The organism is Sphingomonas azotifigens NBRC 15497, from assembly GCF_002091475.1.
Classification (GTDB): domain Bacteria; phylum Pseudomonadota; class Alphaproteobacteria; order Sphingomonadales; family Sphingomonadaceae; genus Sphingomonas; species Sphingomonas azotifigens.
The window spans coordinates 1-24,896 of the sequence record NZ_BCTR01000076.1; the positions used below are offsets into that span (position 1 = coordinate 1).

Annotated in this window: 16 protein-coding genes; 11 read left to right on the forward strand and 5 right to left on the reverse strand. The window is 68.5% G+C overall.

The window, feature by feature from the left end:
- Positions 1 to 153: 153 nt before the first annotated feature.
- Positions 154 to 978 carry a glutaminyl-peptide cyclotransferase gene (locus tag SAZ01S_RS20825; protein ID WP_084584186.1) on the reverse strand — a complete coding sequence of 275 codons (825 nt, stop codon included), beginning with the start codon at positions 976 to 978 and terminating at the stop codon, positions 154 to 156.
- 61 nt (positions 979 to 1,039) lie between these two features.
- Positions 1,040 to 2,449: an ArnT family glycosyltransferase gene (locus tag SAZ01S_RS20830; protein WP_084584187.1), complete on the reverse strand. Its 1,410-nt coding sequence runs from the start codon at positions 2,447 to 2,449 to the stop codon at positions 1,040 to 1,042.
- Between the two features lie 360 nt (positions 2,450 to 2,809).
- Here SAZ01S_RS20830 and SAZ01S_RS20835 point away from each other — a divergent pair, with 360 nt between their 5' ends.
- The 5 genes from SAZ01S_RS20835 to SAZ01S_RS20855 all read left to right on the forward strand — a co-directional run bounded on the left by SAZ01S_RS20835 (position 2,810) and on the right by SAZ01S_RS20855 (position 8,313).
- A complete protein-coding gene (locus SAZ01S_RS20835) occupies positions 2,810 to 3,673 on the forward strand; it encodes a glycosyltransferase family 2 protein (RefSeq protein ID WP_084584204.1) in 864 nt (287 codons plus the stop codon).
- Complete coding sequence (locus SAZ01S_RS20840) at positions 3,648 to 4,451, forward strand: ChbG/HpnK family deacetylase (RefSeq protein WP_084584189.1); 804 nt, start codon at positions 3,648 to 3,650, stop codon at positions 4,449 to 4,451. The genes SAZ01S_RS20835 and SAZ01S_RS20840 overlap by 26 nt, the downstream gene beginning before the upstream one ends.
- A 23-nt stretch (positions 4,452 to 4,474) precedes the next feature.
- Positions 4,475 to 5,032 (forward strand): RNA polymerase sigma factor, encoded by a 558-nt coding sequence (locus SAZ01S_RS20845; RefSeq protein WP_245825078.1) that lies wholly within the window; start codon positions 4,475 to 4,477, stop codon positions 5,030 to 5,032.
- Positions 5,022 to 5,969, forward strand: coding sequence for a FecR family protein (locus tag SAZ01S_RS20850; RefSeq protein WP_084584191.1), 948 nt, complete (start codon positions 5,022 to 5,024; stop codon positions 5,967 to 5,969). Before SAZ01S_RS20845 ends, SAZ01S_RS20850 begins: the two co-directional genes overlap by 11 nt.
- 85 nt (positions 5,970 to 6,054) lie before the next feature.
- The gene (locus SAZ01S_RS20855) at positions 6,055 to 8,313 is read left to right on the forward strand and encodes a TonB-dependent receptor (RefSeq protein ID WP_245825080.1); all 2,259 of its coding nucleotides are present in this window, start codon (positions 6,055 to 6,057) and stop codon (positions 8,311 to 8,313) included.
- Here the strand turns inward: SAZ01S_RS20855 and SAZ01S_RS20860 are convergent.
- Both SAZ01S_RS20860 and SAZ01S_RS20865 read right to left on the reverse strand, forming a co-directional pair.
- Positions 8,297 to 9,667, reverse strand: coding sequence for a sensor histidine kinase (locus SAZ01S_RS20860; RefSeq protein WP_084584192.1), 1,371 nt, complete (start codon positions 9,665 to 9,667; stop codon positions 8,297 to 8,299). The genes SAZ01S_RS20855 and SAZ01S_RS20860 overlap by 17 nt on opposite strands.
- Positions 9,664 to 10,353 carry a response regulator gene (locus SAZ01S_RS20865; protein ID WP_084584194.1) on the reverse strand — a complete coding sequence of 230 codons (690 nt, stop codon included), beginning with the start codon at positions 10,351 to 10,353 and terminating at the stop codon, positions 9,664 to 9,666. The genes SAZ01S_RS20860 and SAZ01S_RS20865 overlap by 4 nt, the downstream gene beginning before the upstream one ends.
- A 109-nt stretch (positions 10,354 to 10,462) precedes the next feature.
- On the opposite strand from SAZ01S_RS20865, the gene SAZ01S_RS20870 reads away from it, so the two are divergent.
- Genes SAZ01S_RS20870 through SAZ01S_RS20880 form a run of 3 tightly spaced genes read left to right on the forward strand, consistent with a single transcriptional unit; the run spans position 10,463 to position 16,298 of the window.
- Positions 10,463 to 11,698 (forward strand): efflux RND transporter periplasmic adaptor subunit, encoded by a 1,236-nt coding sequence (locus tag SAZ01S_RS20870; RefSeq protein ID WP_084584196.1) that lies wholly within the window; start codon positions 10,463 to 10,465, stop codon positions 11,696 to 11,698.
- Positions 11,695 to 14,865 carry an efflux RND transporter permease subunit gene (locus tag SAZ01S_RS20875; RefSeq protein WP_084584198.1) on the forward strand — a complete coding sequence of 1,057 codons (3,171 nt, stop codon included), beginning with the start codon at positions 11,695 to 11,697 and terminating at the stop codon, positions 14,863 to 14,865. Before SAZ01S_RS20870 ends, SAZ01S_RS20875 begins: the two co-directional genes overlap by 4 nt.
- A complete protein-coding gene (locus SAZ01S_RS20880) occupies positions 14,865 to 16,298 on the forward strand; it encodes an efflux transporter outer membrane subunit (RefSeq protein WP_084584209.1) in 1,434 nt (477 codons plus the stop codon). The genes SAZ01S_RS20875 and SAZ01S_RS20880 overlap by 1 nt, the downstream gene beginning before the upstream one ends.
- Positions 16,299 to 16,431: 133 nt before the next feature.
- On the opposite strand, the gene SAZ01S_RS20885 is transcribed toward SAZ01S_RS20880, so the two are convergent.
- Positions 16,432 to 19,854, reverse strand: a complete 3,423-nt coding sequence (locus SAZ01S_RS20885) for a glycosyl hydrolase 2 galactose-binding domain-containing protein (protein WP_245825082.1) — start codon at positions 19,852 to 19,854, stop codon at positions 16,432 to 16,434.
- A 211-nt stretch (positions 19,855 to 20,065) separates the two neighbouring features.
- On the opposite strand from SAZ01S_RS20885, the gene SAZ01S_RS20890 reads away from it, so the two are divergent.
- The 3 genes from SAZ01S_RS20890 (at position 20,066) to SAZ01S_RS20900 (ending at position 24,880) form a co-directional block, all read left to right on the forward strand.
- On the forward strand, positions 20,066 to 21,241 hold the full coding sequence (locus SAZ01S_RS20890; protein ID WP_245825084.1) for an ROK family transcriptional regulator: 1,176 nt from the start codon (positions 20,066 to 20,068) through the stop codon (positions 21,239 to 21,241).
- 151 nt (positions 21,242 to 21,392) lie between these two features.
- Entirely contained in the window at positions 21,393 to 23,846 is a 2,454-nt protein-coding gene (locus SAZ01S_RS20895) for a glycoside hydrolase family 3 protein (RefSeq protein WP_084584201.1), read from the forward strand.
- Positions 23,843 to 24,880, forward strand: a complete 1,038-nt coding sequence (locus SAZ01S_RS20900; protein WP_084584203.1) for an aldose epimerase family protein — start codon at positions 23,843 to 23,845, stop codon at positions 24,878 to 24,880. Before SAZ01S_RS20895 ends, SAZ01S_RS20900 begins: the two co-directional genes overlap by 4 nt.
- The last annotated feature ends 16 nt before the right edge of the window (positions 24,881 to 24,896 follow it).

Here is a 24,896-nt window from a genome sequence, read left to right on the forward strand (position 1 = left end):
GCCATCTCAGCGCGAATGGATCCCGGCTTCCGCCGGGATGACGATTGTTTTGGACGTGCTGTCGTCGCGAGGTTCCAAATGCGATTGCACTGCCGCAAGCGGGAGGGGAATTAGAAGAAGCGAGGGGGATAGGAAGGTAGGGTGGGGCGCCGCTTACTGCTGGCTGCAGCTCGTCAGCTTGGCCGCTTCGGACGACTTGGCGACGGTGTCGCCTTCCTTCACCTGATAGAGCTGCGGCCAGCGCTTGCCGGTGACGAACAGCCGTTTGGTGCTCGCATCATAGGCGATGCCGTTCGCCACATTGTCGGTGCCGCGGTCCTTCGGCCCCAGGTCGCTCACGTCGAGGAAGCCGGTGACCTTGCCGCTGACGGGATCGATCTTGGCGATCAGGTTGGTCTGCCAGATGTTCGCATAGATCTGGCCATCGACCCATTCGAGTTCGTTGAGATTCGCGACCGGGCAGCCATTGGCAGTCACGCGCAGCGTCGAGGTGACCTGCATCGACGCGGGATCGAGGAAGCGCAGCACCGGGGTGCCGTCGCTCATGATGATCGCCTTGTCGTTGCGCGTCAGGCTCCAGCCTTCGCCGGTGTAGGAGAAGGTGCCGCGCGGCTCGAACTTGTCGAGGCCGTAGATGAAGCCGGTCTTGTCCTGCCAGGTGAGCTGGAACAGCTTGTCGCCCCAGGCAACGATGCCCTCCCCGAAATAGGGGGCGGGGAGCGACGTTTCCTGCTGCACCTTGCCGGTGGCGGGATCGACCTTGCGGATGACGGATTCGCCCACCTGCCCGGTGCTTTCGTACATCACGCCGTGATCGAAGAAGAGGCCTTCGGTGAACGCGCCGGTATCGTGCGGCAGCGTTGCCACGGCGACGGCGCGGACCACGGGAATGCCGCCGGGCTTGATCCGGGTAAAGGCGAAGGCGACGCCTCCGACCAGCACGACCGCGGCCAGTACCACCAACAGGATGCGCTTCATCGGAACCTCTTCGCTTCTATGTCGGGTCACCCAAGCCGAAGCCGGGGCGCCGTGTAAACCCCTAGCGCGCCAGATCGCGGCGGACATAGACGAGGAGCTGGCTTTCCTCGCGGGGCCCACGCAGTGCCACCGCATAGTCGCGGGCGAGCAGCGGCGCCATCACCGCCAGGCTTTGCCGGTTCCAGGCGGCGAGCGGCGGATCCATCGTCACCACCACCGGCGGGCGCGTCGCCATGATGCGGCGGACCTCGGCGGCTTCGTCGATCCCGGTTGCCCCCTGTTCGGCCTCGTAGGCGAGCGTGGAGGGGAAGGCATAGGCGGTGGGCACGCAGGTGTGGGCTAGCAGGTACAGTACCGAATCGCCGGCGAAGACAAAGGGACAGCCCTGCCCGGCATGGGCGGCGAGGATCCGTGCCGCGGCCTGGGCAGTGGCGCGATCGTCGGGCTCGATCCGCGCATGCACCGCGAACAGCACCGCCGCGGCGACCGCGCTACCGCCGAGCGCGAGGCGCGAGCGGCCGAGCGCGGGCGCGGCGACGATCGCGAAGGGTACCAGCAGCGGCAGCGCGTAATGATCGAAGAACGCGCCGATCATCGCGAAGCCGACCAGCGCTGCCGCGAGCCAGCCGAGCGCGACGCGCAGCTCGGCGCGGTATGCCGCGGGCTGCCAGCGCCAGCTGAGCGCGGCGCAGACGAGGAACGGCGAGAGCTGTGCGGTGGTGCCTGCCAGCCGCGCGACGATCTTGGCGGCGGGGTAGCTCCGCCGCAGCGCCACCGAGGCGAAGTTGGAGAACCAGAAGCTGGCGAACGCCGCCGGCCCCTGCGCATGATACCAGGCGATCGCGGCGAACGTCGGAGCCAGGCCGAGCAGCGCCCAGCCCAGCCCCGCGCTGCCGAGCAGCGCAGGCCTCGCCCCGGCCCGGTGCAGATACCAGAGGTGCGCGAGCCCGAAGAACGCGCCTTCCACGACCGGCGTATATTTGGTCTGGATGGCGAGGCCGGCGAGCAGGCAGACGGCCGCTCCTTGCAGCAGGATCGCGCGCCGCGCGCGCGACTGGGCCAGCGCCGGCAGTCGCAGCGTCATCCAGCCGGCCGCGGCCATGAACAGATTGTAGAAGACCGGGGACTGGCCGCCGCGCCCGCTCAGATAGCCGAGCCACAGCAGATAGGCGCAGCCCGCCGCCGCGGCGCCGATCGTCCGCGCCCCCAGCCGCCGTGCGGAGAGCGCGATCAGTCCGGCGGTAAGCGCCGCGAACAGGGTGGCGGTCCATTGATAGGCGAGCACGCCGTCGCCGGGCAGCAGCCGCATGCCGGCGAACAGCAGGAACAGGCCCAGCGGCTTGCGATCCCAGAAGTCGACATAGGGGAGCGCACCGTGCAGCATGCGGTCGCCGACCAGCAGATAATATTGCTCGTCGACATGGATGACGGGATTGCCGAAATCATGCGCGCGCAGCGCCACCGCGAGCATCGCGAACAAGAGCAGGCCGCTCGCACCGCGTCGCCACGACCCGCGAGTCGCCGGTGCGGCAACAGGGTTGCTATATTCCACCGTGCCACCGGATAGTCGGCGCTAAGTCCCCAGTCACCAAGCATATTTTTCCGCAAACTGGTGCGGAATCGCGTCGCCGCGTCGTCGCAGGGGCTTCGGTTAACTGCCTCTATATTTTTCTACGTTCGGCAGTGCGGGTCGCTCCTCAATGCGTCGTCTTTGCAACGGGTGGGGAGGAAATGGCGCGCCTGAAATCGGCCGGCGACAATGGCTTAGTCGCCGAACCCTTTCGTGCGACCGTCTCTCGCACCCATCCGAAGTGATGGGATGGTCGCAGCGATGTATCTGGATCTTTCGAAAGACCCCTTTGACGGTGGATCGTCGGGCGCCACGCCCGCCTGGACCGTGCTGATTCCGTTCTTCAACGAACGCGACTATCTGCCCGCGACCATCGAAAGCCTTGCTCGCCAGACGGTGCCGTTCACGCTCATCCTGGTCGACAACGGCTCAACCGACGGCAGCGCCGCGGTTGCCGAGGGATTCTGCCGGGCGCACAAGCTCGACTATCTGCTGATCACCGAACGCACCCCCGGCAAGGTGGCGGCGCTACGCGCGGGCCTCGCCTGGGTGCGGACGCGCTGGGTGGCGACCTGCGATGCGGACACGGTGTATCCGTCGCACTATCTGGCCGCTGCAGAGGCCATCCTGTCGCGTCCTGGGCATGTCGTTGCCGGCGCCTATTTCGTGCCTGCCGAGATCAGCGATGCGGCGCGCATGACCGAGGCGGCGCGGTTCCTCACCGCAGCGCGGCTGCTACCCCACCAGTGCCATGCCGGCGGCGCGGGCCAGGCCTTCTGCACGCGCAGCCTGCGCGCCGCGGGCGGCTTCGATGCGGCACGCTGGAACTTCGTGCTGGAAGACCATGAAGTGATCCACCGCACGATGCGGCGGGGTCGCATGGGCTATTCGACCGAGATGTGGTGCACGCCCTCGCCGCGCGAGCGGGACCGCGACTCGATCCGCTGGACGCTGTTCGAGCGCCTGCTCTATTCGGCGGCGGCCCCGGTGGCGGGAGACTGGTTCTTCTACCGCTTCCTCGCCCGTCGCCTGCAGCACCGCCGCCTGCTCAGCCACCGCATCCGCGAGCGCCAGTACCACCATATCGAAGGACCGGCGCTTGTCCCGTCTCATTCTCTGCTCTGACGATTTCGGCTATTCCTCGCCGATCAGCAAGGCGATCGTCACGCTGGCGCAGGCGGGCAAGATCAACGCGATCAGTTGCATGGCGGTGATGCCGGGCTGGGCCGAGGATGCCCGGATGCTGGCGGACGTTCCGGCGCACGTCCAGATCGGGCTGCACCTGACCTTGACAGGCGAGGTGCCGCGCACGCGCCTACCGCGCTTCGCGCCCGCCGGTCGGCTGCCCGAGATCGACCCGCTGACGCGCGCCGCGGGCCGGTGGCGCGTGCCGCTGGACGAGATCGCGACGGAGCTCTCGGCGCAGTTCGCCGCCTTTTCCGCGGCGATGCGTCGGCCGCCCGATTTCGTCGACGGCCATCAGCATGCGCATGCGCTGCCTGGCATCCGCGATCTGGTACTGGCGGAAACCGCTGCGCGAGCGCCGCGGGCCTGGGTCCGTGACTGCACCGACCGCGCGACCGCGCTCCTGTCCCGGCCCTTCGTCGGCAAGGCGATCGGCAGCGCCTGGCACAGCCGCGGGCTGCGCCGCGCTGCCGCCGCGCTGGGGCTGCGCACCAATACGAGCTTTGCCGGCCATTATGATTTCCGCCGCGACTATGCGGCCTTGTTCGCGCGCTTCCTGCGCCGCCCAGGCGCAATGCATCTGGTGATGTGCCACCCCGGCGCGGGCGAGCGGCCGGGCGATACCATCGCCGCTGCACGCATTCGCGAAGCCAAGGCCTTGCACCGGCTGCCGATCGCCGACATGGCTGCTGCCGAGGGTCTGGTATTTCCCGCCTGATCCTCCACGGGGATCGAACGGCAGTGAGCGATGGCGGGCTGAAGGCGGTGTTTCTGGCACAACGGCCGATGCTGTTGCGCCTGCTCGCTGCACGCCTGGGCAATCGCGACGACGCCGAGGACGCGCTGCAGGACATGTGGCTGCGGATCGACCAGCTTGCCGATCAGCCGATCGCGCAGCCCGCAGCGTTCCTGTACCGCGTCGCCGCCAATCTGGCGACCGATCGGCGGATCGCGGCGGGGCGGCGGGGCAGCCGCGACGCCGGCTGGATGGAAGTCCAGCCGGGTGCCGAGGATGTCCCCGATGCCGAGCGGACGCTGCTCGCCCGCAGCGAGTGGCAGGCGGTCGAGGGGGCGATCGCCGAGATGCCGGAACGCATGGCTACCGCGCTGCGGCTGTTCCGGCTGGAGGAGCGGCCGCAGCGCGCGATCGCCGAGCAATTGGGGATCAGCGTCAGCGGCGTCGAGAAGCTGCTGCAGCGCGCCTATAAGAAAATTCAGGAGCGCCTCGATTCCTCCAGTGTGGATTCGGTCGAGGGGCGTCGTCTCAATAGGGAAAGGGGTTCCGACCGTGCAGGTTGAGACGGCAGACGCGATCGAGACGGCGATTGCCTGGCAGCTGCGGCTGGCGGAGGCGAACGAGGCTGTCTGGGAATCGTTCATCGCCTGGCTGGAGGAAAGTCCCGCGCATGCCGATGCCTATGATCGCGTGGCTGCGGCCGACCGCCTGATCGGCACGGTGCGCTTCCCCGAACCCGCGCCGCTTGTGGGCAACGACAATCTTCCCGCACACCGCCGCTGGTATTGGTGGGCCGGCGGCGCTGCGGCGGCCGCGGCGGTCGCGATGGCCGTGCTGCCTTCGACGCTGCCGCACGCGCAACCCTATCAGGTCGCCACCCGCGACGGCGAACGGCAGACCATCGCCCTCGACGACGGCACTCGGATCGAGCTGAGCGGCGGCACCCGGATGACACTGGACCGCGCCAATCCGCGTGTCGCGAGGCTCGACCAGGGCGAGGCGCTGTTCCATGTCCGCCACGATGCCGCGACGCCTTTCACGCTCAAGGTGGGCGGCGTGGCGGTGCAGGATCTTGGAACGGTATTCAACGTCGCCCATCTCGACGGGCATCTGAATGTCGCCGTTTCGGAGGGATCGGTGGCCTTCCAGCCCCGCGGCGCGGCGGTGACGCTGCGGCCGGGCGATGCCCTTTCCGCGCAGGACGATGGCAGTGCCGTGACCCGCACCCGGGTTGCGCCGGCGCTGGTCGGCGGCTGGCGCAGCGGACGCCTCAGCTTCACGGGGCAACCCTTGGGTGAGGTTGCGGGGTCGCTGAAACGTCTTTACGGCACCCGGATCGCCCTGCAGGGCAGCTTGTCGGAAAGGCCGTTCACCGGCGTCGTCCATTTTACGGGCGCCGCCGACCACGACGTACCGCGCCTGGCCGAATTGATCGGGGCAACGTGGCGACGTGACGGCGGGCAGTGGATTCTGGCGGAGCAGGGGCCGAACACGCCTTAGTCTCGCGCTTGCCCTGCTCCTGCTGCCGGCCGCGCCGGCACATGCACAGCGCAGTCGCATCACGCTTCCCCCCGCCACGCTCGATGTGGCGATCGGCACGCTTGCACGACAGACAGGCATCGACATCGTCAGCACCGATCCCGGCCTCCGCGCGGTCCGGACCCCGGCCGTACGCGGTGCGCGGGACGTCGATGCGGCGCTGAAGCAGCTGCTGCGCGGCACGGCATTCCGGGCGCGGCGCTTGCCCGGCGGCGGCTACCGGATCGAGCGGACCAGGACCCCGGCGGTACGGCGTCCGCCTGCCCCCACCACGCCCGTCGATCCGGCGGCACCGGTGCAGGGCCCCGACATCATCGTGACCGCCAGCAAGCAGCGAATCACGCTGCTGCGCTATCCCGGCAGCCTGACGCTCGTCGGCGGCGGCCCTGCATCGGCGAGCGTGGCGACCGGCACGCTGAGCGACGCGACGCACCAGGTGCCGATCCTGCAGGCGACCCAGCTCGGCTCGGGCCGCAACAAGGTGTTCATCCGCGGGATCGCCGACAGCAGCTTCAACGGCAGCACCCAATCGCCCACCAGCGTCTATCTCGACGACGTGCAGCTCAATTATTCGGGACCCGAGCCGGGCCTGCGCCTCTACGACATGGCCAGCGTCGAGGTGCTCGAAGGCGCCCAGGGAACGCTGTACGGGTCCGGCGCGATCGGCGGGGTGATCCGGCTGACGTCCAACCCGGTGGACCTGCACGGCATCGCCACCGCGGCGACGGCGGGCGTCACGGCAACCGGAGGCGCCGAACCCGGCTATGATCTGGCCGGCATGCTCAACCTGCCGGTGCTGCCCGGCAAGGCCGGGCTGCGGCTGGTCGGCTACCGCATCCGCGACGGCGGCTATCTGCGTGATACCGATCGCAATCTCCGCGATGTGAACCGCAGCAACACCGCCGGTTTTCGGGCGACCCTGCGCGTCGACCCCGGTGATGGCTGGCGGGTGGAGCTTGGCGGCGCCGGGCAATGGATCGACGCGGCCGACGGGCAGTATGCCGAGCGCCTGGAGGGGCCGCTGGCCCGCCGCACCGTGCTGGCGCAGCCCTTCGACAACCGCCTGCTGTTCGGGCGGCTGGTGGTCACTAAGGATTGGGACAGCGGCCTTCGCTTCGTGTCCGCCAGCGGCATCACCGGCTACGACACGCGCGAGACGTTCGATGCCACCGCCCGCAGCGCCCGCGGCGCCGTGCTCAGCCCGCCGACGCTGTACCGTGCCAATCACGAAAAGCAGCTGTTGAGTCAGGAGGTGCGCCTGTCGCGCTCGCTGCCCAGCGGCAACAGCTGGGTCGCTGGCTTTACGGAAATCACCGACACCGATGTGCTCACGCGTAGCGTGGCGCAGCCGGGCCGCGACGCGAGCATCGTTGGCGTCACCAACGTCATCAACGCGGCGTCCGGCTTTGGCGAGGCGACCTTCTCGGTGACGCCGCGCTTTTCGATCACCGCGGGCGCACGCTTTTCGGTGGCGCGCACCGATGGCGATCCTTCGGCCCAGGCGCGCCCCTCGACCTTCGTGAAGGGCCGGATGACCCGGCGTCTCGATCCCACGCTCGCGGCGTCGTGGCGCCTGACGTCCGATCTCGCCTGGTTCTCCCGCTTCCAGACCGGCTATCGCACCGGTGGTATCGCGGTCGCGCCCGGGGTCGGCCGTGTCGCCGATTACCGGCCGGATGCGATCACGGTGGTGGAAACCGGGCTGCGCAAGCTGCGCCACGGCGCCACCGGGCTCGCCGCTTCGGGCAGCGTCTCGATGGCATGGTGGGAAGATGTCCAGGCGGACCTGATCACGCCGCGCGGCCAGCCCTATACCGCCAATATCGGCTCGGCGACGATCCTGGCGGTGGAAGGCAATCTCGACTGGATCCCCGTGCCGGGGCTGCACGCGGATGCCAGTTTCCTGTTTACCGACAATCGGGTGCAAGGTTCGATCGCGGACCTGTCGAAGCGCAACAATCGGCGTTTGCCGGAGACGCCGCCCTTCGCGGCGCATGTCGGCATCTCCTATGCCTGGGAAACGACGCCCGGCCGCCCACATGTCGGTCTTTCAGCCGATTATACCGGCCGCTCGGTGCTGGGCACCGGGGACTTTCTCGACGTCAGCCAGGGGCGCTACTGGACGGCGGACGCGGTGGCCGCGATTCATATCCGGAACGCCGAGCTCAGCCTGACACTGTCGAACCTGACCGATCGACGGGCGAACCAGTTCGCCTTCGGCAATCCGTTCAGCCTCAGCCTGCGCGATCAGCTGACGCCGCTCAGGCCGCGCAACCTTCGGATCGGCATTACGACGGGTTGGTGACGCTGCTGCTATCTGCGGCGAGCGGGAAGCGCAGGGCAACGCAGGTGCCCGCGCCGGGACTGCTCCGCACGGTCACCTCGCCCTGATGGACCTCCATGATGCGGCGGACGATCGACAGGCCTAGCCCAGCCCCGTCCGATCGCTGCTGGTCGGCGCGCCAGTAGCGCTTGGTCGCGTCCTCCGGGTCCGAGGCCGCGATGCCGGGTCCGTTGTCGCGGACGCGCAGCACGCCATCGGGCGTCACCTGCACATCGATGGTGGTGCCTGCCGGGGTGTGCCGGCTGGCGTTGACGATCAGATTGGCGAGCGCCACCCCGGCGAGCACGCGATTGCCGCGCACGAGCAGCGGTGCCGCGGGTGCCTCCAGCGCGATCGTGTCCCCCGCGGCGAGGATCTCCGGCGCGTGCAGGCCGATCGTTTCCTGGGCGAGCAGCTGCGCGTCGAACGGCTCGAACCGGTCCTCGGCCATTACCTCCAGCGTCGCCAGGTCCTGCAGCTGGGCGACGACATGGCCGAGCCGGTCGGTCGATTGGCGCAGCCGTGCGCGCAGTACCGGATCCTCCACCGCCTCCAGCTCGACCCGGTGGACGGCGAGCGGCGTGCGCAGTTCGTGCGCCACATTGGCGACGAATTCGGATTGGTTGCGGAAGCTTGCCTGCAGCCGCATCAACAGATCGTTGGTGGCGCGGGCGAGCGGTGCCACCTCCAGCGGCAGGCCCGACTCCTCCAGCCGCACATCCAGATTGTGCGGCCCGATCGCCTTCGCCTGGTGCGAGGCGGCGCGGACCGCGAACACCAGGCGGGCGATCAGCGCGCTGTTGATCAGCGGCAGCAGCAGCAGGATCGAGACCAGCACCGGATCGTAGCGGCGGATGAAGTCGTGGACCACATCGTCGAGGATCGCGCCCGGCCCGGTGCGATCCTGGGTGACGATCACCCAGGCGGTCTCCGCGCCCCGGTGCACCGGCAGGCTGATGCCGACAAAGCCGTCCTTGCGGAACGAAGCGGCGGCGGGCCCGCGTGGCGCATTGTGCCAGGGCGCGAGGTCGACATAGGGGCTCCCGCCGATCGACCGGCCTGCGCCGTCGATCACGACAAAGGCGCGCCCATCATAGGGCGAGGCGTAGATGCGCGTCAGCGCGGGCGGGAGCTGCACGCGCAGCCCGCCCGGCGCCGGCAGGACGCCTTGCGCAATCGCTTGCGCCTGCTGGCTGAGCGTGCGCTGCTCATAGCGGCTCGCTTCCGCGCGCAGGAAGGAGGTGAGCAGGATCGGCAGCGTGACCGCGGCGATCGCGATCGCCGCCAGCTCGATCAGCAGGATGCGGGCGATCAGCGACCGGGGCCAGAATTTCATGTGCCGGTGCCGGTGGCGACTTCGCGCATCATGTAGCCGACGCCGCGGATCGTTTCGATCCGCACGGTCGCCCCTGCGCCTTCCAGCTTGCGCCGCAGTCGATAGGCCTGCACCTCCAGCGCGTTCGAGCCGACGGGCTCGCTCAGGCCGTAGAGCTGGTCCTCGGCGAACTGCTTGGTGACCACCTGGCCGAAGCGGCGCAGCAGCAGCGCCGCGAACTGGCGTTCGCGGGCGGTGAGCAGGACCGGCACGTCGGCAACCTGCAGATCGCCCGATGCCGTGTCGAAGCGGAGATTGCCGAAGCGCAGTTCGGCACCGGTCAGCGCGCCTTGGCGGCGCAGTACCGCGTGCAGGCGGGCGGTGAGTTCGTCGACGTCGAACGGCTTGATGATATAGTCGTCGGCACCGGCGTTCAGCCCCGCGATCCGCGCATCGAGCGCGCTGCGCGCACTCACCGCGATCACGGGCAGCGGATTGTTCTCGGCGCGCAGGCTGCGCACCAGGCCGAGGCCGTCGCCATCGGGCAGGCCCAGGTCGAGCAGCAGCGCGGCATAGCGCGCCGCCGCGATCATCTGGCGTGCGTCGGCGATATTGCCGGCGACGTCGCTCTGGATGCCGCGACGCTTCAGCGCCTCGGTCAACGCGATCGCCAGCGGCTGGTCGTCCTCGATCATCAGCACGCGCACGATTTCACGATCCCGTAAGCTTCCTGTCAGTCGGGTCCAATAATGGCGCGGTGCAGCATCGACCGCAACGGATGTGTGTCTGCTATATTGCACCCGTAAGGGGAATTATGTGACTGGACATAGTGTGGAAAGCAACAGCCTCCCCGAGGCGCGCCGGTTGTCGCCGCGGTCGCAAGGTCTGTTGGTGGGGGCGATCGTGGTCGCCGTGGTGGCGATCCTCGTCCTGATCCTGTTCGTCCAGGCGATGCTGGCGCCCAAGCCGGTGCAGGAGACGCCGCTGCCGCCGGGCGCCTTCCGCCCGACGCAGCAGCAACTGGCGCAGATGCAGTTCGCCACCGTCCAGGGCGGCGCCAATGTCGAGCTGGTCCGCGCCAGCGGCTCGATCCAGGCCGACGGCGACCATAGCACGCCGATCGTCCTCCCCTTTTCCGGCCAGGTGCTCCAGGTGCTGGTCGAGCCGGGTCAGCGTGTGACGCGCGGCCAGCCGCTCCTCCGAATCGCCTCGCCCGAGCTGATCGACGCGCGCAACGCGCTGCTCAGCGCCAGCGCCCAGCGCGCCAGTGCCGCCGAGGCGCTGCGCATCGCCCAGGGCAACGTCACCCGGCAGAAGGCGATCACCGAAACCGCCGGCGGTGCGATGAAGGACTATCTCCAGGCCCAGGCCGATTTCGTCGCCGCCCAGTCCGCCGCCCGCCAGGCGGAGTCGGCCCAGCGCGCCGCACAGGATCGGCTGGCGCTGTTCGGCAAGACCGAAGGCGTCGGCACCTCGGCCTACACCATCTACCGCGCGCCGGTTTCGGGCATCATCGCCGATCGTAATGTCGCTCCGGGCCAGTTCCTGAGCAGCGGCGGCGCGACGCCGGTGATGACGATCACCGATCCCGCCCGCGTCTGGCTGGTCGCGCAGCTGGCCGAGAGCGAGGCCGCGAGCATCCGTGTCGGCGACCAGGTGATCGTCACCACGCCGGCGTTGCCCGGGCGGGAATTCACCGCGACGGTCGACAATGTCGCCGCCGGCCTCGATCCGACGACGCACCGCCTGCCGGTGCGCGCGACGATCGCCAATCCCGGCGGCGAGCTCAAGCCGCAGATGTTCGCGTCGTTCACGATCCGCCGCCCGGTCGACAACGGCAAGGGCGTGCTCGTCCCCGCCGTCGCCGTGATCCATGAGGGCGATACGACGCGCGTGTGGGTGAAGGCCAAGGACGGCCTGATCTATGGCCGCCCGGTGCAGATCGGCGAAACCGATGGCGGCCTCACCCGTGTGCTCAGCGGCCTCGCTCCGGGTGACAAGATCGTCGCCAAGGGTGCGCTGTTCGTCAACGAGGCGGGTCTCGGCGAATGAACCGCCTCGTCGAAATGGCGCTGCGCCAGCGGATGCTGGTGCTCACCCTGCTGATCGGCATGATCGCGGCGGGCGTGCTCGGCTTTCTCAACCTCAACATCGAGGCCTATCCCGATCCGGTGCCGCCGATGGTGGAACTGGTGACGCAGAGCGACGGCATCTCCGCCGAGGAGATGGAGCGCAACGTCACCACCCCGATCGAGGTGGCGATCGCCGGTCTGCCGCACCTCACTGCGGTGCGCTCGATCTCGCTGTTCGGCCTGTCCGACGTGAAGATCCAGTTCAGCTATGACGTGACGCACGAACAGGCCCAGCAGATGGTGCTCGGCCGCCTGTCGCAGCTGGGCAACCTGCCCAATAACGCGCAGCCGCTGATCTCGCCGACCAGCCCGATCGGCGAAATCTATCGCTACCGGCTGAGCGGCCCCAGCGGCTATTCGGTGATGGACCTCAAGACCATCCAGGACTGGGTGCTCCAGCGCCGCTTCAAGCGCATCCCCGGCGTGATCGACGTGACCGGCTGGGGCGGCAAGCTGCGCTCCTACGAAGTCCAGCTCGACCGCGACAAGCTGACCGCGCACGGCATCACCGTGCCGCAGGTGCTGAGCGCGATCGGCAAGAGCGATTCGAATGTCGGCGGCCAGACCGTCAATTTCGGCGAGCAGGCGGCGATCGTCCGCGGCGTCGGCCTGATCCAGTCGGTCGACGCGATCAACAACGTGCTGGTCGGCACGGCGGGCACCACGCCGGTGCTCTTGCGCGACGTGGGTACCGTGAAGATCGGCAACCTGCCGCGCCTGGGCGTCGCGGGCGAGGGCCAGGACGACGATATCGTTATGGGCATCGTGCTGATGCAGCGGGGCGCCCAGTCGCTGCCGACGATCAACCGGGTGAAGGCCGAGATCGAGGAGATCAACACCAGCGGCGTGCTGCCGCCGGGGGTGAAGATCGAGCGCATCTATGATCGCTCGGACCTGATCGCGGTGACCACCAAGACGGTGATGCACAACCTGTTCGAAGGCGTGCTGCTGATCTTCATCCTGCAGTGGCTGTTCCTCGGCGACCTGCGCAGCGCGCTGATCGTCGCGATCACCATCCCGTTCGCGCTTTCGGTCGCGGTGCTGATCCTGGTCATTCAGGGCGAATCGGCGAACCTGCTGTCGCTCGGCGCGCTCGATTTCGGCCTCGTCGTCGATGCGGCGGTGATCATGGTGGAGGCGATCTTCCGAAGGCTGGCAGATCGGTCGCAGGCGATTTCCGACGGGCGGATCCATGCGAGCCACGCCAACCGCTTCTCGGCGATCCTCCACGCCTCCAGCGACGTCAGCCGCGGCATCTTCTTCGCGGCCGCGATCATCATCGCCAGCTTCCTGCCGCTGTTCACGCTGACCGGGGTGGAAGGCCATATCTTCGGCCCGATGGCCAAGACCTATGCCTATGCCATCGCCGGCGGCCTGCTCGCGGCGTTCACCGTCTCGCCGGTGCTCTCCGCGCTGCTGCTGCCGGACAAGCTGAAGGAAGTGGATACCTGGGTGGTGCGGCAGATCCGCCGCGTGCTGGAGCCGGCGATCGCCTTCGCCATCGCCAATCGCGTGCTGACCTTCGCACTTGCGGGGCTGCTGGTGCTCGGCTCTTTCGCGACGATCCGCGTGCTCGGCGTCGAGTTCCTTCCGCACCTCGAAGAGGGCAACCTCTACATCCGCGCCAGCCTGCCCGCGTCGATCTCGCTGGAGGCGGGCGAGGATGCGGTGAACGGCATCCGCAAGATCATCGCCAGCTATCCCGAGGTCGATCGGGTCGTCTCGACGCATGGGCGCCCGGATGACGGCACCGATCCCACCGGCTTCTTCAACGCGGAGTTCTACACGCCGCTCAAGCCCTTCGACAGCTGGCCGAGCGGGGTGACCAAGGAGAAGCTCACCGCCGAGCTGCAGGCCAAGCTGCAGGCGAAATATCCGGGCGTCGAGTTCGAATTCTCGCAGTACATCCAGGATAACGTCGAAGAGGCGTCGTCGGGGGTGAAGAGCTCCAACTCGCTCAAGATCTATGGCAGCGACCTCGAGACGCTCGAGTCGATCGCCAACCAGATCAAGACGCAGATGGCGCAGACCAAGGGCGTCGCCGATCTCGGCATCTCCGATTCGCTTGGCCAGCCGACCGTCCGCATCGACGTGGATCGCGCCGCCGCCGCCCGCTACGGGCTGACGCCGGATGACATCAATTCCACCGTTGCGGCCGCGGTGGGCGGCCAGTCGAGCGGCGACCTGTACGAGAAGTCGACCGACCGGCACTTCCCGATCGTCGTCCGGCTCGACAAGGCGCAGCGCGACGACATCGAATCGATCCGCCGCATTCAGATCGGCGCGCCGTCGCCGACTGGGAACGGCATCATCCAGGTGCCGCTGTCCGAAGTGGCGACGGTGAAGCTCACCTCGGGCGCGTCGTTCATCTATCGCGAGCACCAGGAACGCTATGTCCCGATCAAGTTCAGCGTCCGCGGACGCGACCTGGGCGGCACGATCGGGGAAGCGCAGGCGCGGATCGCCAAGCATGTGCAGCTGCCGCCGGGCTATCACCTGGAATGGGCGGGCGAGCTCGGCAATCTGACCAACGCCGTCAACCGGCTGGAGATCGTCGTGCCGATCAGCCTGGTGCTGATCCTGGTGCTGCTGTTTGCGAACTTCGGCTCGATCCGCGACACGCTCCTCGCGTTCAGCGTCATCCCGATGGCGATGGTGGGCGGCGTGCTGGCGCTGGCGCTGACGGGGACGGCGTTCAGCATCTCCGCCGCGATCGGCTTCGTCGCCTTGTTCGGCATCGCGGTGATGGACGGCATCCTCGTGGTCAGCACGTTCAACCAGAACGTCAACGAAGACATGGACCACACGACCGCGATGGCGGCGACGGTGAAGCATTCGCTGCGCCCGGTGATCATGACCTGCCTCGCCGCCGCGATCGGCCTGCTGCCCGCTGCGGTGTCCACGGGCATCGGCAGCCAGGTGCAGAAGCCGCTGGCGCTGGTCGTGGTGGGCGGCATGACGCTCGCGCCGCTCCTGATTCTGCTGGTACTGCCGCCGCTGATCCTGAAGTTCTCGCGCCACCAGGGTGCGCATGGCCACACCGTTCGTCGCCACCATGTCGACGGCACCCCGACGGAGCAGGCATGATGCGCCGCACTTCCATGATCCCGCTCGTCCTGCTCGCCGGCTGCACGGTGGGCCCGCACGACCTGACCAACCCCGTCCCGACGCCGCCAGCCCCGGCGCCCGTCACGATCTCCCCGGTCAGCGGCGCGGCGCAGCAACTGGTCGCCGGAGCGGCGGTGGTGCCGAACTGGTGGCAGGGCTTCGGCAGCGCCCGGCTCGACGCGCTGGTCGCGCAGGCGCTGGCGCACAACAACGACCTGGCCGCCGCCGAGGCGAACCTGCGCCAGGCGCAGGAACTGGCCAAGGCCGCGTCGGGCAGCACCGGGCCGCAGGTGGATGCGAGCTACCAGGCGCAGCGTACGCGCATCTCCAAGGCGCTGTCGGGCCCGCTCGCCGATCAGAACGACTATCTCTATACGCTGCACACCGCGCAGCTGACCGTCGCCTATCCGCTCGACCTGTTCGGCGCGGGCCGCAACAAGGTCCGCTCGGCCCGCGCGGCGGCGGACGTGGCGGCGCACCGGCTGCACGCGGCGCAGGCCACGGCGGTTGCCAATCTGGTGCTCGCGGTGATCCAGCATGCGGCGCTGCAGGCGCAGATCGAGGCGACGCAATCCGCGATCCGCGACAATCGCGATCTGGTCGACCTGCTCGAGAAGCGCCGCAAGCTCGGCGATATCGGCGAGGCGGACGTTGGCGCGCAGCAGACCGCGCTCGCCACGATCGAGGCGACGCTGCCGCCGCTGCTCCGCCAGGCGCAGCACCAAGCGGGGCTGATCGCGACGCTGACCGGCCAGGCGCCGGGTACGGTTGCGGATCTGCCGACGCTGGCCGAATTGCAGCTGCCCGCCAGCCTGCCGGTTGCGCTGCCGGCGGACATCGTCGCGGCCCGACCGGACGTGCGTGCGGCCGAGGCGCAGGTACGCGGGGCCGCCGCCGATGTCGGCTCGGCGATCGCGGCGCGGCTGCCCTCGATCACGCTCAGCGGCAACGCCGGCGGCTCGGCGACCAAGTTCCTCGACATGTTCCAGGACGGCAACCCGTTCTTCTCGATCGTCGGCGGCATTACCCAACCGATCTTCCATGCCGGCCAGCTCAAGCACCAGCAGCGGGCGGCGGAAGCCGCGCTGGAGGAGGCCAAGGCGCAATACCGCGCAACTGCGCTCCAGGCGTTCCTCGACGTCGACGATGCGATCGCGGGCCTGCGCACCGATGCCGAGGCGCTGGATGCCGCGTCGCGCGCCGATGCCGCGGCAAGCCGGACGCTGGCGATGACGCGGCGACAGGTGGAGTTGGGCGCGCTCGGCACGCTGCAGCTGCTCAACGCGGCGTCGGCGGCGTCGCAGGCATCGGTGCAACTCGTCCAGGCCAAGGGTGCGAGGCTGGCGGACAGCGTGGCGCTGTACCTCGCCTCGGGCAGCACGCCGGCCGATCTGCGGGCGGCGGGGCGCTAAGGCCTAACCCCCCGGCCGTTATTCCGGCGAAAGCCGGAATCCATTGGGGTCACCGTAGCGCCTCCTGCTGATCGCGAGAGGCGAATGGACCCCTGCTTTCGCCGGGATGACGATTCGCAGGGGGCGCTCCGCGCTACTTCCCCGTCGCCGCGACGGTCGCCGCCTTGACGTTCCACCCCCGCACCGCGAGATGCGCCGGCGCCGCCACGCTTGCGGGATAGCGCACGCTCAGCACGCGGTGCTGGCCCGGTAGGAGCGAGACATAGTTGTCGCTGTAGAAGGCCGGCAGGATGCGCTTGCCCTCGGCATCGACCAGGGTGAGCTTGGCGTTCAGCACCGGGACCGTGCCCTTGTTGGCGACGGTGACCGCGATCACCTTGTCCTCGCCGTCGACCTTGGGCGTGCTCGCCTGCACCTCCAGCGGCACCGTGGCGAGGCTTTCCAGCGCGCGATAGGCGGTGTCGTCGCGGCCGCGCCAGTAGAAGTTGCGCGAGAGCTGGGTGCCCTTGGCGTCGGTCAGCGTCAGCTCGACCAGCAGCATCGGGCTCGCCGCATAGAGCCGGTCGAGCGGCACGTCGTCGAGCGTGGTCGCCCGGTTGGCGCGGGCGTCCACCTTGTCGGTGCGGGCGAACAGCTGGACATTGTCGAGGCTGACGACCCGTGTCTTGGCGGTGAGCCCGCGCAGATCGTCGCGGGTGGTGTTGAGCACCACGAGCTGGTTGTCCGGCAGGTTGAGCTGGATGTGCACCGGCTCGGCCGCGCTCTTGGCGCCGTAATAGGACGCCTGGGTGTCATAGTCCCAGCTATAGATCTGCCAGCTGTTGGACGGCCAGGCGGGGTGCGTCATCCACAGCAGTCGGCCGCTGTTCTTGGTCCAGAGATGGCCCAGGAACCCCTCGTACATCGCCTTGTGCGTCTCGAGGTTCATCATCTGCGCCTTGCGTTCGAAATCCTCAAAGCTGAGCGGCTGGCCGAACAGCGTGGTGAGCGCGGCCATGAAGGTCTTGCTGTCGCCGTTCCCGCTGAAATGCCAGTCGTGATAGGCCAGCGTGTCCGACAGCGGCCAGCGATCCTTGGCGGGCACCGTCGCCGCTACCGATTCGAGCGTGGAGAGCGAGGGCGTACCGGTCTCGACCGAGAAGCCGGTCGCGAGATCGGTGAAATACCCCTCCGGCTTGCGATAATTATACGGCCCCGAGCCCTGCAAATTCACTTCGTTAGAGCTGCCGGTATACCAGCGGGTGCCGTCCAACTCGCGGATCAACTGGTCGAGGCCCTCGTTGAGCGTCGGAGTGGGCACGCCTTCGTTGCGGCCGAACCAGACGACGATCGAGGGATGGTTGCGATAGCGCGCCACCACGTCGCGGGCATTGTCGAGGAACAGCGTCGCATCGTCGGGCTCGACCTGGAAATTCTGGGTCGACTGCCAGAAATCGTTGAGCACCATCATGCCGTTCTCGTCGGCAAGATCGTAGAACTCGTCCTCGTCGTTGTTGCCCATCCAGTTGCGGATGATGTTCATGTGCGCCTCGCGCTGGAGGCGGAAATAGGGGGCGAGGCGCGCGCGGCTGACCTGCTTCATCGCATCGTCCATGCCCCAGTTGCCGCCGCGCGCGGCGATCTTCACGCCGTTGACGCGGAGGACGAGATGCGGCTCGGGCAGCGTCTCATCGGGGATCGCGGTAACCGCCTTCGAGGTCTCGCCGGCGAGGGTGAGCGATTCCGCCCAGCCGGTGGGGCTGCGCTTGAGCGCCTCGTGGCGGACGTCGATCAGCTGCTGGCCGGCCAGGCCGCCATCGGTGGTCTGCACGTTGACGCGGCGTAGCTGGCCGAGATGGTCGAACAGCGAGAGGTCGTAGCTCACCTCGCGGATGCCGAAGCGGAGCGCCTTGGTGTCGCTCGGCTGGCCGTTCGCGGCGGCCTCGATCTTGAGGTCGTGCAGCGCCGGATCGCCATAGCCGTTCGGCCACCAGAGCCTGGGGTTGCGCACGGTAAGCTGGCGGAACTCCGCGGGCGTGAAGCGGACCTCGCCCTTGCCTGGCGCGGCGGTGACGGTTTTCTCCACCGTCACGTCGTCGAACGCCGCGCGGATCGTCACCGGCTGCGTGGTGGCAGCGCGGTTCTCGAACGGCACGGTGATGTAGACATCCGCACTGTCGGTGCGCGGCAGCGGCAGGTCGGTCACGACATGCGGGTCGCCGATTTTCACGTCGCCGGTCGCGACCAGCTCGACCGGGCGCCAGATGCCGGTGTTGCGGTCGCGGATGCCGGGAATCCAGTCCCAGCCCTCGGTCGCGACGAAGGTGGGGCCGTCGATCGCGAGCTGGCCGCCATTCTCGCCGACGCCCGCCTTGATCGACTGTTCGTGCGGGATGCCCGGATGCGGCGGCGGCGATACGCGGACGGCGATGACATTCTCGCCGGCCGCGGGCACGATCTCGAACTGGCCGCGGATGAAGGCGCCGCGGGTACCGCCCTGGCGCTGGCCGTTCACCCACACTTCGGAGGCATAGTTGATGCCGCCGAACACGAGGGTCAGCCGCTTGCCCGCCGCTTCCGCCGGCACGGTGAAGCTGGTGCGGTACCAATAGTCCTGCCGGGCAAGGCTCTCGGGGATCTTGAGGTTGTTCAGCCCGTAATAGGGATCGGGATAGACGCCGCGATCGACGAGCGTTGTCAGCACCGTGCCGGGCACGGTGGCGGCATACCAAGTGCCTTCGGGGTTGCCGGGCCGGGACAGCGCGGCGCCGTCGGCGGAGATGCCGGGGGCGGCGGCGAGCTGCCAGCCGTTGATCTGCCAGCGCGTGGGACCCGTGGGGGCAAGGCTCGGCAGCGCCGGCACCGGCTTGGCGACCGCCGGCGTGTAGGCGGTATCGCTCTGCGGCAGCGTCCAGGGATCCTGCTGGCGCGTCATGCCGATATTGGCGGTCTTCTGCAGGTTCCAGCCGACGCCGACCTGCCACATCTGGACGAGATCGAAGGCAGGCGCGGCGGCGGCCTCGCCCTGCACTTCGGTCGTTCCCAGCGCGACACCGCGCAACTGCGCCTGCACCATCGCGCCGCCGAAATGCGGCTGCCCCGCCACCACCGGCGCCAGCGCGATGCGCGAGGCGACCGCCGAGCCGTTGAGCGCGCCTTCGCCGACCTGCTTGCCGTCGAGGTACAGCCGTACCCGGCCGCCCTCGATCACCGCGGCGACATGGCTCCAGCGGCCCGCAGCAAGCTTGGGGCTGCTGTTCACCGCGGTGCCGCTGCCGAAGAAGTGCAGCGCGCCGTTGCGCAGCCCCAGGCAGCGGCAGTCGCCGGCGGGGTCGCCGAACGCGATCAGCGTCACCACGCCCTGCGGCACCAGATCGGGCTTCACCCAGGCCGACAACGTCACCGGGGCGCCCGAGCGGAGCAGCGCATCGGCGCCGCTCAGCGGCCGGTCGATGCCGATGCCGCCGGCCAGGAAGCTGGCATTATACGGCCCGGCATTGTCGGGCTCGGCGGCGCGGACGGTGGTGAGGGCAAGCAGGGCGGCGCTGGTCAGCATCGCGCGGGTGAAACTGCGCATCGATCTTTCTCCCCCAAGAATTTTTCGGACGCGCTGACCGCGCGCACCGCCGTGCATCGTGCGCCGGAATGGCGACGACCTGTTTTTATTCACCAAGTTTCACAATTCAACCGTCCTGCGCCGCTCGGCGCTTGCACCCTGGCCGCAAATCGACTGATATCCAATCGATATGAGCAGCGGCCGCCCTCCGATCCGCCTTTCTGGTACCAACTTGGAACGTGCCGCGGATCACAACCAACGCGTCACCCTCCATGCGATCCGCGCCAACGGGTCGCTGACTCGCGTCGATCTCGCGCGGATTACCGGCCTTACGGCGGCGGCGATCGCCAACATCACCAAGCGGCTGCTGGCCGACGGGCTGATCCAGGATGCCGGGCGGCGCTTCGGCGGGCGCGGCCAGCCGCCGACCAATCTGATCATCAACCCCAAGGCCTGCTATTCGCTCGGCCTCAACATCGATCGCGACCATGTGACGCTGGTGCTGGTCGACTTTCTCGGTCAGACGGTGGCGCGGGCCTCGCGGGAGATCGATTTCGCACTGCCCGAGCAGGTGGCCGACTTCTACCGTGCCGAGGTGGAAGCGCTGATCGCGTCGGCGGGCGTCGACGCCGCGCGGATCGTCGGCCTCGGCGTTGCCACGCCCGACGATCTCGGCCTGATCGATCTGCCCGGCAAGCCCGAGGCCTATCGTCGCTGGGAACAGACCGACCTTGCCGAGCTGCTCGCCGGCCCGCTCGACGTGCCGGTCTTCGTCGAGAACGATGCCGCCGCCGCTGCGATGGGCGAGCTCCAGCTGGGGCTGGGGCTGCAGCATTCGAGCTTCTTCTACATCCTCATCTCCTCGGCGCTCGGCGGCGGGCTGGTGATCGACAGCAACTATTTCCGCGGCGCGAGCGGGCGCAGCGGCGAGCTCGGCTTCCTGCCCTATCGCGGTCCGGACGGCGTAGCGCGGCAGATCCAGGCGCATGTCTCGCTCTCCGGGCTTGCCGCGCCGCTGGCGGCGGCGGGCTATAGCGTGCAGGACATGCTCGGCGACGATGGCGGCGATCCGGCGCTGGAAGCGGTGGTCGCGGCGTGGATCGAGGAATCGGCGCGGCTGCTCGTGCAGCCGCTGCTGGCGGTCAACTGCCTGATCAATCCCGAGGCAGTGCTGATCGGCGGCCGGCTGCCCCGCCGCCATGTCGACCGGCTTGCGGAGCGGGCCAATGCGCTGCTGGCCGAACAGGGCGGCGACGCCCCCGCGCTCGCGCCGATTGCCCGCGCCCAGCTTTCCGCCGACGCGCCGGCGGTTGGCGCGGCGATCCTGCCGTTCAGCTATTTCCTGCTGCCCAAGAGCAGCGCGCTGTGGAAGGCATCGGCCGACGGCGAAGGCGCCGCCGCGGCCTGAGCCTATCGGCGGATAGAGGCTCGGAAACCGCGCGGCGATCCCCTAAAGGACTGAAAGGAGGCCGATGGTCGCCGCTTGCGTTCTGCTGGTGCATGGACTTGGGCGACGATCCTGCGGTATCGCTACCAGAGAACCAGTTGGGAGAGAGACGATGCCTGCGGGCCTGAAGCTGCTATTGGCCACCACGATCCTCGCCGCCGCGCCCGCTTTTGCGCAGCAAGCGCCGACAGCGTTGTCCTCCACCGCTCATCCGGAAAAATGGCCGACTGCGAAGAGCCAGGGCCTGATCGATCCCGCCACCGAGAAGTTCGTCACCGAGCTGATGGCGAAGCTGACGCTGGAGGAGAAGGTCGGCCAGATGATCCAGGCCGATATCGGCAGCATCAAGCCCGAGGATCTGCTCGTCTATCCGCTCGGCTCGATCCTGGCGGGCGGTAGCTCGCCCCCGCTCGGTGCGCCCGATCGTTCCCCGCGCGGGCCTTGGCTGGCAACGGCGCAGGCCTTCCAGAAGGCCGCGCTCGCCCGCAAGGTGGGGCACACGCCGATTCCGATCATGTTCGGCATCGACGCGGTGCACGGCAACAACAACGTGATCGGCGCGACGCTCTTTCCGCACAATGTCGGCCTGGGCGCGATGCGCGATCCGGCGCTGATGGAGAAGATCGGCCGTGCCACCGCCGAGGAAACGAGTTCCGTCGGCATCGACTGGGCGTTCGGCCCGACGCTCGCCGTGCCGCAGGACGAGCGCTGGGGCCGCGCCTATGAGGGCTATTCGGAGGCGCCCGAGGTCGTCCGCAGCTATGCCGGCGCGATGATCCGCGGCCTTCAGGGCGCGCCGGGCACCAAGGACCGGCTGCAGAAGGGCTATGTCGCCGCCTCGGCCAAGCATTTCCTCGGTGACGGCGGCACCTTTGGCGGGCAGGACCAGGGCGACACGCGTGTCTCCGAAGACGAACTGATCCGCATCCACAATGCCGGCTATCCGGGTGCGATCAACGCCGGCACGATGACGGTGATGGCCTCGTTCAGCAGCTGGAACGGCGCCAAGATGCACGGCAACACGTCGCTGCTCACCGATGTGCTGAAGGGCAAGATGGGCTTTGACGGCTTCGTCGTCGGCGACTGGAACGGCCATGCCCAGATTCCGGGCTGCACGCCCACCGATTGCGCCGCGACTTTCAACGCCGGGCTCGACATGGCGATGGCGCCGGACAGCTGGAAGGGCCTGTACGAATCGACCCTCGCGCATGTGAAGGACGGCACGATCCCGATGGCGCGCATCGACGATGCGGTGCGCCGCATCCTGCGCGTGAAGGTGCAGATGGGCCTGTTCAACGCCGCCCGCCCCTATGAGAGCAAGGCCGAGATGGTCGGCGCCCCCGAACATCGCGCGATCGCCCGCGAGGCGGTGGCCAAGTCGCTGGTGCTGCTCAAGAACAGCGGCGTGCTGCCGGTGAAGGCGAGTGCGAACGTGCTGGTCGCGGGGCCGGGGGCGGATTCGATGGCGCAGCAATCGGGCGGCTGGACGCTCAGCTGGCAGGGCGACGGCAATCCCAACTCGATGTTCCCGAACGGCGAGACGATCTTCGCCGGCATCCAGGCGGCGGTGAAAGCAGGCGGCGGCACCGCGACGCTCTCGGCGGACGGCAGCTTCACGGCCAAGCCCGACGTGGCGATCGTCGTGTTCGGCGAGGAGCCCTATGCCGAGATGCGCGGCGACGTGCGCACGCTGGAATTCCAGCCGGGCGACAAGCAGGCGCTGGCGCTGCTCAAGAAGCTCAAGGCGGCGGGCGTGCCGGTCGTCTCGGTGTTCCTGTCAGGCCGTCCGCTCTGGGTGAACCCGGAGCTCAACGCTTCGGACGCGTTCGTCGCCGCCTGGCTGCCCGGCAGCGAGGGTGCGGGCGTGGCGGACGTGCTGATCGGCGACAAGGCCGGCAAGCCGCGCCGCGACTTCACCGGCACGCTTTCCTTCAGCTGGCCCAAGACCGCCGGGCAGTTCACCCTCAACCGGGGCGAGCCGGGCTATGATCCGCTGTTCGCCTTCGGCTACGGCCTTAGCTATGCCAAGCCGGGCACGGTAGGCGCGCTCAGCGAAGTCGCGGGTGTGGATGCGTCGCTGGCCAACACCAGCACCTTCTTCGCCAAGGGCGTCACGCCGGCGCCCTTCTCGTTCGCGACCGACAGCAAGATCACCCGCAAGACCGTCGATGGCCCGGCGACCCAGGAAGGCGCGCAGCAGCTGACCTGGCCCGCCGGCCCGGCGACGCTGCGCATCGGCGGCAGCGATCTCGACCTCAGCCGCGAGACCAATGGCGACCTGTCGCTGCGGCTCGTCTACCGCGTCGACGCAGCACCGAGCGGTCCGGTGAAGTTGTCGATGGAGGGTGGCAAGAACAGCGGCGCGATCGATGCCACCGGTCTGTTCACCGGCAAGAGCGGCTGGCAGACCGTCAATGTGCTGCTGAAATGCTATCAGAAGAACGGTGTCGACGTGACCAAGGTCAGTGCGCCGATCGTGCTGCAGGCGAGCGGGCCGTTCACCCTGTCGCTGGCCGAGGCCAAGATCGTTTCCGATCCCAATAACTCGGTCTGCCCGGGGCAATGAGCCGGATCGAGGTTGTCGAGATTGCGCGCGGGGCGTTCCGCGCGCAGTTCCTCACCCTGGGCGCGACGCTCCACCGGCTGGAGGTACCCGATCGGCTCGGTCGATCGGACAATGTCGTGCTCGGCTATGCCGACCTCGAGGATTACCGGCGCCAACCGCCGCGCTATTATGGCGCGGTGGCGGGGCGCTATGCCAACCGCATCGCCGGCGGGCGCTTCACGCTCGACGGCGAGACCTTCCAGCTGACCACCAACGAGGGCCGCAACAGCCTGCATTCGGGGCCGGGCGGGTTCGATCAGCAGCTTTGGACGGTGGAAGCGCGGCGTGACGACGCGGTCACCTTTCGGCTGGACAGCCCGCATGGCTGGAACGGCTTCCCCGGCGACTTGGTCGCGCGGGTGGAATATGCGCTGGAGGCGGACGGGCTGGCGGTGCGCTTCACCGCCACGCCCGACCGGGCGACGATCGTCAATCTGACGCAGCACGCCTATTTCAACCTCGCCGGCGAAAGCAGCGGCGTGACGGTGCTCGACCATCTGCTGCAGATCCCGGCGAGCGCGATCACCCCGGTAAACGATGCGCTGATCCCGACGGGAGAATTGGCGCCGGTGGACGGCGGTGCATTCGACTTCCGTACGCCGAAGCTGATCGGTCTCGACATCGATGCGGCGGACCCGCAACTCGCGCTGGGGCAGGGCTACGACCACAACTTTGTGCTGGACGGCCCCGCCGGGTTCGAACGCCGGATCGCGACGCTGTTCGATCCCGTGTCGGGTCGCGTGCTGGAGGTGCATTCCACCGAGCCGGGCGTGCAGTTCTACTCGGGCAACTACCTCGCCGACGGCGCGCCGGGGACCGGCGGCGGGGTGTATCCGAAGCGTGGCGGGCTGTGCCTGGAGCCGCAGAAATTTCCCGACAGCCCGAACCAGCCGGACTTTCCTAGCGCGCGCGCGGAGGCTGGGGAGACGTACCGACACAGCATGGCGTTCCGGTTCCGGACGGCTGCGGGTGCGGACGAGGCGTTCCCTCTCTAAGCCCCTCCTCCTTGGA

What these genes read in the sequence shown, in the direction of transcription:
- SAZ01S_RS20825 (WP_084584186.1), bottom strand. Translation starts at nt 978, where the DNA reads ATGAAGCGCATCCTGTTGGTGGTACTGGCCGCGGTCGTGCTGGTCGGA.
- SAZ01S_RS20830 (WP_084584187.1), bottom strand. Translation starts at nt 2,449, where the DNA reads ATGCTCGCGGTGGCGCTGCGCGCGCATGATTTCGGCAATCCCGTCATC.
- SAZ01S_RS20835 (WP_084584204.1), top strand. Translation starts at nt 2,810, where the DNA reads ATGTATCTGGATCTTTCGAAAGACCCCTTTGACGGTGGATCGTCGGGC.
- SAZ01S_RS20860 (WP_084584192.1), bottom strand. Translation starts at nt 9,667, where the DNA reads ATGAAATTCTGGCCCCGGTCGCTGATCGCCCGCATCCTGCTGATCGAG.
- SAZ01S_RS20875 (WP_084584198.1), top strand. Translation starts at nt 11,695, where the DNA reads ATGAACCGCCTCGTCGAAATGGCGCTGCGCCAGCGGATGCTGGTGCTC.
- SAZ01S_RS20880 (WP_084584209.1), top strand. Translation starts at nt 14,865, where the DNA reads ATGCGCCGCACTTCCATGATCCCGCTCGTCCTGCTCGCCGGCTGCACG.
- SAZ01S_RS20885 (WP_245825082.1), bottom strand. Translation starts at nt 19,854, where the DNA reads ATGCGCAGTTTCACCCGCGCGATGCTGACCAGCGCCGCCCTGCTTGCC.
- SAZ01S_RS20895 (WP_084584201.1), top strand. Translation starts at nt 21,393, where the DNA reads ATGCCTGCGGGCCTGAAGCTGCTATTGGCCACCACGATCCTCGCCGCC.
- SAZ01S_RS20900 (WP_084584203.1), top strand. Translation starts at nt 23,843, where the DNA reads ATGAGCCGGATCGAGGTTGTCGAGATTGCGCGCGGGGCGTTCCGCGCG.